At 74.1% G+C, this 11,805-nt stretch carries 10 protein-coding genes and 1 tRNA gene; 9 read left to right on the top strand and 2 right to left on the bottom strand.

The features are described 5' to 3' along the window. The first annotated feature begins 2 nt into the window (after positions 1 to 2). From P2T62_RS07690 to P2T62_RS07670, 5 genes are all read left to right on the top strand, one after another. The gene (locus P2T62_RS07690) at positions 3 to 227 is read left to right on the top strand and encodes a hypothetical protein (RefSeq protein ID WP_276260812.1); all 225 of its coding nucleotides are present in this window, start codon (positions 3 to 5) and stop codon (positions 225 to 227) included. 192 nt (positions 228 to 419) lie between these two features. Next, positions 420 to 494, top strand: a tRNA-Val gene (locus P2T62_RS07685). 230 nt (positions 495 to 724) lie between these two features. Beyond that, entirely contained in the window at positions 725 to 1,786 is a 1,062-nt protein-coding gene (locus P2T62_RS07680; protein WP_276260811.1) for a thiamine ABC transporter substrate-binding protein, read from the top strand. Between the two features lie 4 nt (positions 1,787 to 1,790). After that, positions 1,791 to 3,626 (top strand): ABC transporter permease, encoded by a 1,836-nt coding sequence (locus tag P2T62_RS07675; RefSeq protein ID WP_420028417.1) that lies wholly within the window; start codon positions 1,791 to 1,793, stop codon positions 3,624 to 3,626. Next, positions 3,616 to 4,731 (top strand): ABC transporter ATP-binding protein, encoded by a 1,116-nt coding sequence (locus P2T62_RS07670; protein WP_276260810.1) that lies wholly within the window; start codon positions 3,616 to 3,618, stop codon positions 4,729 to 4,731. The genes P2T62_RS07675 and P2T62_RS07670 overlap by 11 nt, the downstream gene beginning before the upstream one ends. Before the next feature lie 89 nt (positions 4,732 to 4,820). Here P2T62_RS07670 and P2T62_RS07665 read toward each other — a convergent pair whose 3' ends face one another. Then, complete coding sequence (locus P2T62_RS07665) at positions 4,821 to 5,429, bottom strand: hypothetical protein (protein ID WP_276260809.1); 609 nt, start codon at positions 5,427 to 5,429, stop codon at positions 4,821 to 4,823. 107 nt (positions 5,430 to 5,536) lie between these two features. Continuing rightward, positions 5,537 to 5,746, bottom strand: coding sequence for a hypothetical protein (locus P2T62_RS07660; protein ID WP_276260808.1), 210 nt, complete (start codon positions 5,744 to 5,746; stop codon positions 5,537 to 5,539). A gap of 148 nt (positions 5,747 to 5,894) precedes the next feature. Between P2T62_RS07660 and P2T62_RS07655 the strand changes: the two genes are divergently transcribed. The 4 genes from P2T62_RS07655 to P2T62_RS07640 are packed head-to-tail and all read left to right on the top strand — an operon-like array spanning position 5,895 to position 11,765. Beyond that, positions 5,895 to 8,099 (top strand): DUF4129 domain-containing protein, encoded by a 2,205-nt coding sequence (locus P2T62_RS07655; RefSeq protein WP_276260807.1) that lies wholly within the window; start codon positions 5,895 to 5,897, stop codon positions 8,097 to 8,099. Continuing rightward, positions 8,096 to 8,821, top strand: coding sequence for a DUF7269 family protein (locus tag P2T62_RS07650; RefSeq protein WP_276260806.1), 726 nt, complete (start codon positions 8,096 to 8,098; stop codon positions 8,819 to 8,821). Before P2T62_RS07655 ends, P2T62_RS07650 begins: the two co-directional genes overlap by 4 nt. Next, a complete protein-coding gene (locus tag P2T62_RS07645) occupies positions 8,818 to 10,176 on the top strand; it encodes a DUF58 domain-containing protein (RefSeq protein WP_276260805.1) in 1,359 nt (452 codons plus the stop codon). Before P2T62_RS07650 ends, P2T62_RS07645 begins: the two co-directional genes overlap by 4 nt. Next, entirely contained in the window at positions 10,173 to 11,765 is a 1,593-nt protein-coding gene (locus tag P2T62_RS07640) for a DUF7519 family protein (protein WP_276260804.1), read from the top strand. Before P2T62_RS07645 ends, P2T62_RS07640 begins: the two co-directional genes overlap by 4 nt. Positions 11,766 to 11,805: the final 40 nt, after the last annotated feature.

Below are 11,805 nucleotides of genomic sequence, written 5' to 3'. Positions count from 1 at the left end.
GTATGAACCGCTACTTCGAGGACGCGGCGTACTACCTCCGACGGACCGTACAGAGCATCCGGCGGGGCATCCGCTACGAGGTCGACACCCTGCGTGGCCGGGCGCGCGACGACATCTCCGAGCGACGCGAGCGGGCCACCGTGGAGTCACAGGCGTACGTCGCCCGCGCCCGCAGCCGGTTCAACCGCGGCCGCGAGGACGAGGCGGAACGCAAGCCCGTCGCGTAGAGAGATGACGATACAGTGCGAATAATTGCTTTGATCCGTCAATTCTCATCCAAACTTCGAGATCTGACGGATATATCGGATTTCTAACGAGTGAGCCGTTGGTTCCCGGTGGGCTGGGCCCCCTCTGGGCGGTCCGTCCGGTCCGCACAATCGGCAACCCTTAAGGTTCGCGCCGCCGCTACCTCGGGACGCGGGTCGGTGGTCTAGTCCGGTTATGACGGCTCCTTCACACGGAGCAGGCCGGCGGTTCGAATCCGCCCCGACCCATCCCTGATTCCTCGCAACGACGAGCGACAGCGAGGCGTCCGTGGAATCGGGATGGGTCCGAAGGATTCGAACCCTGTCACGAGCGAGCTGAGCGAGCGAAGTGACTCCGGTTCGGATCCGCCCCGACCCTTCCTGCGAGGGACCCACGTGAGGAGCGAGCCGCTCGTCGGGCGACAGGACGGCCCCGGGGAACCGTCCGATTAAATACAACGAGGTGTAACCACGCGGTAGTGAACCGACGGAAGTTCCTGACCGCGGCGGGCGGCGCGGCGACGGTCGCGCTGGCCGGCTGCACCTTCGGTAGCAATCCCGGCACCAGCGGCGGGACGGACACGCTGGTCGTCGGGACGTACAGTTCCCTCATCGACTCGCCCTCCTCGTCGCCGGGGGCGTGGCTCAAGTCGGCCTTCGAGGACGAGTTCGACGTCGACCTGGTCTGGCAGACGCCCAGCAACGAGCTGAACCACTACATTCAGCGCCAGCAGGCGGGCGTCGACATCGAGGCCGACCTCTACCTGGGGCTCAACCCCGACGACCTCGTCCGGGTCGACCGCGAACTCGACGAGGAGCTGTTCGCCGCGGCCGGCGACGTCGAGGGGCGCTCGGACATCAAGCCCGGGCTGGAGTTCGACCCGCAGGAGCGCGCGGTGCCGTACGACACGGGCTACATCAGCCTCGTCTTCGACGGCACCGAGATGACCGCGCCGGAGACGTTCGAGGGGCTGCTGGCCGAGGAGATGCGGGGCGACCTCATCGCACAGAACCCCGGGAGTTCGGCGACGGGTCGGGCGTTCCTCCTGCACACCATCAAGCAGTTCGGCGCGGACGGCTACCTCGACTACTGGGCCGACCTGCAGGACAACGAGGTGCAGGTGCTGGGCTCGTGGTCGGACGCGTACGGCGCCTGGAGCAACGGGGAGGCGCCGATGGTCGTCTCCTACTCCACCGACCAGGTGTTCGCCGACCAGGAGGGCGCGGACCTGGCCGAACACCAGATCCGGTTCCTGAACGACCAGGGGTACGCCAACCCCGAGGGGATGGCCGTCTTCGCCGACGCCGACCAGCCCGACGCCGCGCGGCAGTTCATGTCGTTCTGCCTGCGCCCGGAGATCCAGGGCGAGATCGCCGTCCGGAACGTCCAGTTCCCGGCGACCGAGAGCGCCGAGCTGCCCGAGGACTACGCCGAGCTGGCCCGAGAACCGCCCGAGCCCGTGACGTTCACCTACGAGGAGCTACAGGGGAACGTGAGTGGCTGGATCGACGACTGGGAACGGCAGTTCGCGAGCAACTGAGACGGTGCCCGACGAACGCGCCGCGGACGCGGGCGGCCCGGACGACCCCGGGGAACGGGACCGGCCGGTGAGGCGGGTCCGCGCGGCCGTCGAGCGGCACTCGCTCCCCGCGCTCGCGGCCGGCACCCTCGCGCTGCTGGTCGTCGTGTTCTACTACCCGGTGGCGACGGTGTTCGTCGACGCCGTCGTCGTGGAAGGGCGGGCGACGCTGCGGGTGTTCGCCGGCATCCTGACCGACCCGTTCTACCTCGGGGAACTGGCGCGGCTGCTGGCGGGCGAGCCCCCGCTGGCCGTCGTCGAGTCGGCGCTCTCGCCGGACCGCCGGCTCGGCATCGTCGGCTTCACCGCGTACCAGGCGGCGCTCTCGACGGTCGTCAGCGTCGCGGTGGGGGTGCCGCTGGCCTACCTGCTGGCCCGGTACGAGTTCCCCGGCCGGCGGACGATACGGTCGCTGACGATACTGCCGTTCGTGCTGCCCTCCATCATGGTCGCGGTCGGCTTCTTCGCCACCTTCGGGGCGAACGGGACGCTGAACGCCGCGCTCGGGGCCGTCGGCCTGGGCCCGATCGACCTCCTGCCGAGCCTGGAGGCCATCGTCATCGCCCACGCGTTCTACAACGCGCCGCTGGTGGCGCGCATCACGACCGCGGCGTGGGAGTCGGTCGACGCCAGCGCCGTGGAGACGGCGCGGAGCCTCGGCGCCGGCCCGTTCCGCGCGTTCCGGGACGTGGTGTGGCCGCAGGTCTACCCGGCTGTGCTGATGAGCGCGGCGCTGACCTTCGTGTTCACCTTCGGGACCTTCCCCATCGTCCTCGCGCTGGGCGGGTTCGAGCTGGCGACCATCGAGGTGTTCGTCTACGGGCTCATCGGCGACCTGCAGTACGCCGAGGGCGCGGCGCTGGCGCTGGTCGAACTGGCCATCTCGCTGTCGCTCCTGTACGGCTACCTCCGCTACGAGGCGGCCCACACCGTCCGGTCGGGCGGCGCCCGGCCACAGGAGCGCCGGCCGCTCCGGCCCCCGTCGTGGTCGGTCCGAGAGCTGCTCCCGCGGGTCGGGCTGGCGGTCTACGCCGCCGTCGCGCTGGTCCTGTTCGTCGCCCCCATCGCGAGCATGGTGTACGCCAGCCTCTCCGGGCCGGATGGGCTCACGCTGGCGCACTACCGCTTCCTGCTGGAGCGACAGGCCACGGGCGCGGCGTTCCAGGTCCGCCCCTGGCCCGCGGTCCGGAACTCGCTGCTGTTCGGGGTCGCCGCGCTCGCGGTGGCGCTCCCGATGGGCGTGGTCGTCTCGGTGCTGACGACCCGCGACTACCGGGGCCGGGAACTCGTCGACACCGTGGCGATGGCACCACTCTCGGTCTCGGGCATCGTCGTGGGGCTGGGCCTCCTCCGTGGACTCGTCTTCGGCGTCGATGTGGGTGGCTACCGGCTCGCCGTGGGCGGCGCGCTGGCCATCGTCGCCGCGCACGCCGTCGCCGGCTACCCGTTCGTCGTCCGGGTGGTCGCGCCCGGACTGGCATCGCTGGACCGGCGGCTGGTCGAGTCCGCACGGGCGCTGGGGGCCCCGCGGGCCCGGGCGCTGCTGGACGTGGAACTCCCGCTGGTGTGGCCCGCCGTCGTGGCGGGTGCCGCCTTCGCGTTCGCGCTCTCCGTGGGGGAGTTCTCCTCGACGGCCGTCCTCGCCTCCGGGACCGGCCAGTACACGATGCCCATCGCCATCGAGCGGTTCATCGGCCGACGGCTCGGCCCCGCGACGGCGATGGGCGTCGTCCTGCTGGTCGTGACGAGCGGGAGCTTCCTCCTCATCGACCGTCTGGCGGGTGATCGCGTTGGCCTCTGAGCCCGCCCTGGAGCTGGACGGCGTGACCCGCCGCTACGGCGGCACGACCGCCGTCGATGACCTCTCGCTGTCGGTCGCCGAGGGGGAGTTCTTCACGCTGGTCGGCCCCTCGGGCTGCGGGAAGACGACGACCCTCCGGCTGATCGCGGGCTTCGAGGCGCCGACGAGCGGGACCGTCCGCTTCGGCGGCCGCGACGTGGCCGGGGTCCCGCCCGAGGACCGCGACGTGGGCGTCGTCTTCCAGAGCTACGCCCTCTTCCCGCACATGACCGTCGCGGAGAACGTCGCGTACGGGCTGCACTTCGCGGACCCCCCGGGCGGCGTGAGCGACGACGAGCGCGTGGCGGAACTCCTCGAGCTCGTGGACCTCCCCGACGCCGGCGACCGGGACCCGGACAGCCTCTCGGGCGGGCAGCAACAGCGCGTGGCGATGGCACGAGCCCTGGCGCCCGGGCCGGACGTGCTCCTGCTGGACGAGCCGATGAGCGCGCTCGACGCCCGGCTCCGCGAGCGGCTCCGGGTCCAGGTCCGCGAGATTCAGCGGGAACTGGACATCACGACCGTCTACGTCACCCACGACCAGGAGGAGGCGCTCGCCGTCTCCGACCGCGTTGCCGTGATGCGCGACGGCGCCGCCGAGCAGGTCGGCGAGCCGCGGGCGGTCTACCGCCGGCCGGCCTCCCGGTTCGTCGCCGAGTTCGTCGGCGACAACAACGTCCTCGACGGGCGGGTGACGGCCGTGGAGAACGATACCGCGACCATCGACGTAAGCAACAGGTCGACGACAGCCGACGGGGATAGGGGAACGGGCGACGGCGGGCCGACGCTGTCGGTCGGCCTCGCCGACTGGGACGGGCGTCCGGTATCCGTCGGAGACTGGCTGACCGTCTGCATCCGGCCGGAGGCGCTGTCGGTCGGGGGCGGGCCGAACCGGCTCACGGCGACCGTCGAGAGCGCGGAGTTCCTCGGCGAGACGACGCGGGTCCACCTCGACTGGGCCGGGCACGACCTCCTGCTCCGGACGCCGGACCCGGTGGCCGGCGAGGTGACGGTGGGATTCGACCCCGCAGCGGCGCACGTCGTCGAGCACCACGACGCCGGGTGAGCGCGGTCCGGCGGCCAGGGTGCCCAACCGGCCACGGTGGCAGGAACCGGGTGCCGGTCGCTCGGCCGCCCGAACCGGAGTCCTTCGTGCTACTTCCGCCGGGGACGGCTCTCCTCGCGTGGCCGACGGTCAGTCCCTCGCGGTCGCCGTCGGCCCTCGCTCGTCCCGGCACGCGAACGGTCGTCGTCGTCGACCGGGTCCCGGAGCGGGTCCTCGACGAGGTCCACCTCCTCGCGGGGGCCGACCCACTCGGCGGTGCGCCGGAACCCGAACCGCTCCAGCAGGTACCGGAGCAGCTCCCGGAGCTTCTGGACCTGCGGGATGGTCCGGATGGTGACGAGCAACTGGCCGACGCCGAGCAGCCCCAGGAAGGCGAGGCTGGCGGCGAAGATCAGGTCGCCATCGATGAAGAAGTTGAACGCGAAGACGAAGAAGCCGAGGCTGAAGCCGGCCTCGATCTTCGCCTCCAGCAGGCTGATCGTCTCGTCGACCTTGCCGAGCCGGCGGTCGACGGCCATGAGCGTCTGGTTCGCCTCCTTGACCGCCTCGGCGGCCTCGTCCTCGACCTCCTCCACCCGGTCGAGCGTGTCGTTGACCTCGTTCACCAGGTCCTCGGCCTGCGTGAGCGCCTCCGTGAACCCGTCGTCGCTCAGCAACTCCACCAGTTGCCGAACGTTGTTGACCTCGGACAGCAGCATACCCTCACCAGCATCGGCTGGCGTATCCCTCTTTGGGCGGTCGGAGCGTCCCTCGTGGCGGTGGGGCACATCTGGCTCAGTAGCCCGGCCGCTGGTAGCGCTCCGTCTCAGTAGCCGCGCTGCTGGTAGCGGTTCAGGCGGTACCATCCGTACAGGAGCGACCCGAGCAGCGCGACGGCAGCGGCCGGCCAGGTCAGGCCCCCGCCGAGCACCAGCAGGTCGACGCCCGCGAAGAAGAGGTCCCAGAGGAGCCAGACCGTGATGGCCGCCAGGAGGAGGCCGGTCAGCAGTCCCCCGCCCGTGGCGCTCGTCGTCATGCAGTACCCCATGGACCCCTGACCGCATAGCTATGGTCGGCCTACCGTGGCACCCGGGCCACCAGAACCGACCGACGGCACGGGATGTGTCCCCAACGCCTAAGCACCCGCTCCGAAAGATACGACCGATGAGAGAGGGGGGACCCGCGTGACAGGGAGCGGTCGACAGCCGGTCCGGGCGCTGCTGGCGGTGGCAGCGGCCTGTGCACTGATCCTCTCGGCGACCGTCCTGCCGCTGTTCGGCGCCGCCGCACCGGCGGGCGAGGTCGCCCGCGAGATCGGCGCGCTCGCCGGGAGCGAACGGGCGAGCGGGGCAGGCGGGAGCCAGAGCGCTGCCAGCCAGCCCGGCGGTGGTGGCAGTAGCGGCGGTGGTAGCGGTGGAGGCAGTGGCGGCTCGGGAGGTGAGAGCGCCGGGGGCGGTCTCGGCGACCTCGGGCTCGGCCAGTCGGGCCTGTTGAGTGGCGACGGCGCAGGCACGGTGTTCGAGGCGCTCTCCGGGCTCGCCGGTGGGAGCGGTGGGTCCGGGGGAAGCGGTGGCGGTGGTGGCGGTGGTGGCGGCGGGAGCGGTGGCGGCGCCGGTGTGGGCGGGGGCGGCGGGGGCGGTGGTGGTGGCGCTCCGGGTGTCCCGGCAGGTGGCGGCGGCTCGGGCGGCGGCCTCCTCGAGACGTTCGCGGGGCTGTTCGGCGGTGGGGGCGGAGGAGGGGGCGCTGGAGCCGGGTCTGGCGCCGGTGGCGGCTCCGGTGGCGGTTCGGGCGGTGGGGACGGCACGCAGAGCGGGCAGGCAGCGTCCATCGAGCAGGCGGGTGGCCAGTGCGTGATGGCCGCCCCGTACGAGGTCTGCTTCCCCGGCAGGCTCACGCCGGGCGAGGAGACGGACGTGCTCGTGCTGCGGGACGGGGAACCGGCGCCCGGCGTCACGGTCACGTTCAACGGCGAGGCCGTCGGCCGGAGCGACACGGAGGGGACCCTCACAGCACGGGTTCCGTACGTCAGGCAGCTCTCGGTCGGCGTCAGCGCCCCGGCGAACGCGGTCCGGCCGTCGTCGGACCTGCAGTACTCGCTGGCCCGGCAGACCGGCGGCGCCAGCGTCCCCGTCGACGCCGAACTCCGTGTCGAGGTCGCGGGCGAGCCCGCGCCCGGCGAGGGGGCCACGGTCAGCGTGCGACTCGACGGTCGGCCCGTGCCGGACGCGCGGGTGGCCATCGACGGCGAGACGGTCGGCCGAACGGACGGGCAGGGCCGGCTCGCGGTCACCTTCCCGGTCGCGGAGTCCGCGACGGTCCGAGCCGAGCGCGGCGAGTTCTCGGCCGAGCGGACGGTGACGCTCGCGGACATCGACGTCTCGCTCGCCACCGGCGCGGTCCCGGTCGGGCTCCCGGGCCAGTCGGCGACGGTGAACGTCACGGACGGGGGGTCCCCGGTGGCGAACGCGACGGTCGCGGTCGGCGGGTCGCCCGTCGGGCGGACCGCGACCGACGGGACGGTGGCGACGACGCTCCCGTTCGCACCGACGGTCGACGTGCGCGTCACGACGCCGGGGGGACTGACCGTCACGCGGTCGAAGGCGATCTTCGTCCTGCCGCTCGTGGCCCTGCTCGCGCTGCTGGGGCTCGTGGGCGGCGTCGGCTACCTCGTCCGGCAGTCCGAGGGGACGGGCCGTGGACTGCTCGAACAGCTCCGAGTCACGCTGGCGAACCTGGCGGCCGACCTGCTCTCCGCACTCGTTGGGCTGGCCTCGGGAATCGAGGAGGCTGCGGCCGCGCTCGGCGAGCAGGTCCGGGCGGCCATCGCGGCGGTCTCGGACGCCGACATCGACCTCGGGACGTTCCTCCGGGAGCGACTGTCGGCGTTCCGGGCGGCCCTGCTGGGGCTCCTCGCTGCACCCGCCGACCGTGTCCGGGGACTCCGAGCGAGCCTCGGCAGCGACGGCGGGTCGGCGGCGGCTGATGCGGCGACGACCGGGACCGCGACCGAGGCGACGGCGCGCGAGCGCATCGAGGCGGCGTGGCGTCGCTTCGTCGGCCGGCTGGGTATCCGTCGCACCCGGACGACGACGCCCGGGCAGGTCGCCGGGCGGGGCATCGCGGAGGGCCATCCCGCCGAGAGCGTCCGCGACCTCACCGACGCCTTCCGGACCGTCGAGTACAGCGACGCCGACCCCGAGGACCACGTCGGGACCGCCGAACGCGCGGCCGCCGACCTCGGCCTGGACGAGGACGGGGCCGGTGGCGATGGAACAGAGGGTGGCGACGCCGACGATGGAACGGATAGCGACGGTGGCGCCGGAGGGGCGGACGGCAAGCCACGCACGGACGGCGGCCCGCGGTCCGAGCGCGGGGGTGAGGACCGATGAGCACGAGTGACGGCCTCGGGCGGACCGGGACCGCGCTCGCGGTCGTGGCGGTGCTGGCCATCCTCGTCGCCGTCGTCGCCGTCGTGGCGCCGGGCGCGGTCCCGGTTCCCCCCGCCGTCGAGGCCCTGCTCGACACCATCCCCGCGGCGGTCGTCCTGTCGCTGCTGGCGTTCGTCGGCCTCCTCCTGCTGTTCGCCCGCTCGCGGCGCTCCCGGGCGTCGGAGCTCGATCCGCTGCTGGCACCGGCAGAGGGCGGACCGCGGGCACCGGCCCTCGGTAGCGGCTTCGACGGCGACCTGGCCGCCGCGACCGACCTCGACGCGACGCGCGAGCGGCGCCTCGTCGAACGCGAGAACGTCGAGAACATCGTCCGTGACGCCGCGGTCGACGCGTACGCGGTCGAGGTCGGGGTCGACCGCGAGACGGCACACGAGGCCGTCGTGACCGGGGACTGGACCGGCGACCGCCGGGCGAGCGCTCTCGTCGGCGGGCCCGAGGCCCCGACGCCCTCGTGGGGGCAGTGGCTGTTCGACCTGCTGCGGAGCGAGAGCGCCTACCATCGCCGGGTCAGGCACGCCGTCGCCGAGATCGAGCGGCTCCTGACCGACGGGCCGACCGAGGAGCGCGAGCCCGACGGCACCGGCGACCGGTCGGAGGCGGACACCCCGAACGACCGCGCTCCCCCGGCGACCGCACCCGCCGATGGGGGTGAGCCCGCATGAGCACCGGTCGCCTCCGCCCGGGACTGCTGGCGGCGCTCGGCGCGGGCGTCCTCGGGCTCCTCACCGGGGAGCCGCTGTTCCTGTTCCTCGGGCTCGTCCCGCTCGCGTACGGCGTCTTCGGCTACCTGAGCGGCGCACCCGAGCCGACCGTCTCGGTCGAGCGCGCGGTGAGCGACACGGACCCGCGGCCGGGCGACGACGTGACGGTCACGCTGACCGTCGAGAACACGGGCGAGCGGCCACTCGCCGACCTCCGGGTGGCCGACGACCCGCCCGCCGGGGTACCGGTCGAGGGAGCGACGCAGCTCGCGACGGCACTCCGCCCGGGCGAGTCCGTCTCCCTGGAGTACGAGCTGAGCCTCCCCCGTGGCACGTTCGAGTTCGGCTCGCCGGTCGTCCGTACCCGGAGCCTCGCGGGCGCCGTCGCCGGCGAGCACGACCTCGATGCCGCGGGGACGGGGGCGGTCACCTGCCAGACGCTGCTGGACGCGGTCCCGCTGCAGGACCACACCATCCAGTACGTCGGGCGCACCCCCACCGAGTCGGGCGGCAGCGGCGTGGAGTTCTACGCCACCCGCGACTACCAGCCCGGCGACCCCGTGGGTCGCATCGACTGGCGCCGCTACGCCCGGACCGGTGAGCTGACGACGGTCGACCTCCGCGAGGAGCGCGCGATGACCGTCGTCTTCCTCGTCGACGACCGGCCGGGCGCCCAGCGGACGGTCCCGGGCTACGGGCCGGACTCGCTCGACCTGTCGGTATACGCCGTCTCGCGGGCGCTCCCGGCGCTGCTGGACGAGAACCACCGCGTCGGGGTGAGCGTCCTCTCCGCCCTCGGCGACGGGACCGGGGGCTACGTCGCTCCGGGCGGCGGCGAGGCCGTCCGCACCGCGAGCGAGGCGGCGCTCCGGGACGCCGGCGACGGCCCCGCCAGCGACCAATCGACCGACGATAGACCGACCGGCGCTGGCGACGCGGCGCGCCCGGACGGTGGCAGCACGGAATCCAGCGCGGGCGAGGCGACCGGGACCGAGGTCGGTCGCCGGCTCGCCGAGCGGCTCCCACCCCGGACGCAGGTGGTCTGCTGTACGCCGCTGACCGACGACCTCGCGACCGGGCTGGCCGACGCGCTGGTCCACCGCGGCCACGCGCTGACGGTGCTCTCGCCGGATATGCGGTCGGCCGTGGCCGACGGCGAGCGGCCGTCGGTCGGCCGGCGGCTCGCGGCGGTCCGGCGCGAGACACGCCGGCGCCGGCTCACCCGGCGCGAGGTGCCGGTCGTCGACTGGTCGCTCGACGCGCCGCTCGCGATGGCGCTCGCGGACGTCTTCGGCTCGTGGGGGCGGTCGCTGTGAGCACCTCACCGCTCGCCGAGACGGAGCCGCCGACGCGCCGCGAGCGACTCCGCGCGCGACTCGGCGACGCCCGCCGACGGCTCGGTCGGGTTCGGGCCGCCTCCGTCGGGAGCGGCGCCGTCGCGCTGGTGGTGGCGCTGGTCGTCGGGCGCCTCGTCCTCGGTCTCGGGGCGGCCGTCCAGGCGCTGCTGACGGGGGCCGCCTTCGCCGCGGCCGTCTACGCACTCGCCAGCGACCGCCCGCCGGTGCAGGCGCTCGGGGCGGCGCTCCTGCTCCCTGCGGGGCTGCTGGAACTGGCGACGCTCGGGCTGCCGGCGGCCGCGGCCGCCGGCAGCGCCGCGAGCGGGCTGGCGGTGCTCGCGACCGTCCTGGCGGTGGGCGCCGTCGGGTTCGTCGCGGCGCTCTCCGGGTCGGACGTGCCGGACGACGGCCAGTTGAGCCGGGCGAACTCCCGTGCCGCCAGCGCGCTCACCGGGCCGGCCGTCCTCCTCGGGGTCCTGCTCGTGCCGAACCTCGGCCTGGCGAGCCAGGTGACCGGCCTCGTCGGCGAGTTCGCGAGAACCGCGTTCGGCCACCTGCTCGCCTCCCCGCCGGACCTCGCCCCGTTCGTCTTCCCCGTCCTGCTGGCGGCGACCGCGATACTCCTCCGGCGGGCGCTCCGGGCGGTGCCGCTCGACGTGCTGGTCGCGTCGGAGCGCCGCGAGGCGGTCGTGACCCGGCTCGCGACGGTCGAGCGCGCCGCGGGTGTCACCATCGGCACGAGCCTCGTCCTGCTGGTCGGGTTCCTCGCAGCCACCGCCGCTGGGGGCTCGTTCGACCTCGACGGACTGCGTGCGGGGCTCCCCGAGGGCCTCGCCGGCCCGACCGTGACGCTCGTCACGGCGACGGCGCTCCGGGCGCTCCTCCTGCTCGTGGCCGCCGTGTCGCTGCTCGTGGCGACCGCCATCCGGCTGTTCGGGTTCGCCCGCCGGGCCAGCCCGCAGTCGGTCGCCCAGCGCCTGGCCCCCGCGCTCGGCGGGATGCTCGCGGCCGGCGTCATCGCCGCGCTGCTCACCACGTCCGGCGTCGCCGGGTCGCTCCAGGAGCGGCTCGCCGCAGTCGTCGGGCCGGGCCTGTTCGGCCTCGTCTCCGGGTTCAGCCCGTTCGCCCTGGGTGTCGCCGTCGCCGGCCTCGCGCTGGTCGTGGCCGGCGCCGCGCTCCGGACGCTCGGGTTCGTCGTCCTCCTCCTCGGGACGCGCCGCGCGGTCGGCCCGGCGCTCGCGGGACTGGCGACCTTCCTGCTCGCCGCGGTCGCGCTGCTGGTCGGGGCCGGGGGGCTCGCGTTCGGCGCCGCCGCGCTCGCCATCGTCGCGTGGGACCTCGGCGAGTACGGCCGCGGCCTCGGCGAGGAACTCGTCGCCGACGCGCCGACCACCCGCGCGGAGGTGACCCACGCGGTCGGGAGCCTCGGCGTGGGCCTCGTCGCCGTCGCCGCCGCCCTGGCGGTCGGCGCACTGCTGGCGGGGGCCGCCGCGCTCCCGTCCTCGGTCGGCCTGCTCGCGCTCGTCCTCGCGACGGGCGCGTCGGTGCTGCTGCTCACCGCGCTGTGAGGGGACCGCGGAGGAAGGGGACCGCAGCGGAGTGGGCCCG

This window comes from Haloglomus litoreum, from assembly GCF_029338515.1.
GTDB lineage: Archaea > Halobacteriota > Halobacteria > Halobacteriales > Haloarculaceae > Haloglomus > Haloglomus litoreum.
Note: the sequence above shows the minus strand (reverse complement) of the source record. Positions and strands in the feature narration are given on the sequence as shown.

Bases quoted from the DNA above. Each gene is read 5' to 3' on its own strand.
- P2T62_RS07690 (WP_276260812.1), top strand. From the start codon at position 3: ATGAACCGCTACTTCGAGGACGCGGCGTACTACCTCCGACGGACCGTA.
- P2T62_RS07660 (WP_276260808.1), bottom strand. From the start codon at position 5,746: ATGACGACGAGCGCCACGGGCGGGGGACTGCTGACCGGCCTCCTCCTG.
- P2T62_RS07665 (WP_276260809.1), bottom strand. From the start codon at position 5,429: ATGCTGCTGTCCGAGGTCAACAACGTTCGGCAACTGGTGGAGTTGCTG.
- P2T62_RS07645 (WP_276260805.1), top strand. From the start codon at position 8,818: ATGAGCACCGGTCGCCTCCGCCCGGGACTGCTGGCGGCGCTCGGCGCG.
- P2T62_RS07650 (WP_276260806.1), top strand. From the start codon at position 8,096: ATGAGCACGAGTGACGGCCTCGGGCGGACCGGGACCGCGCTCGCGGTC.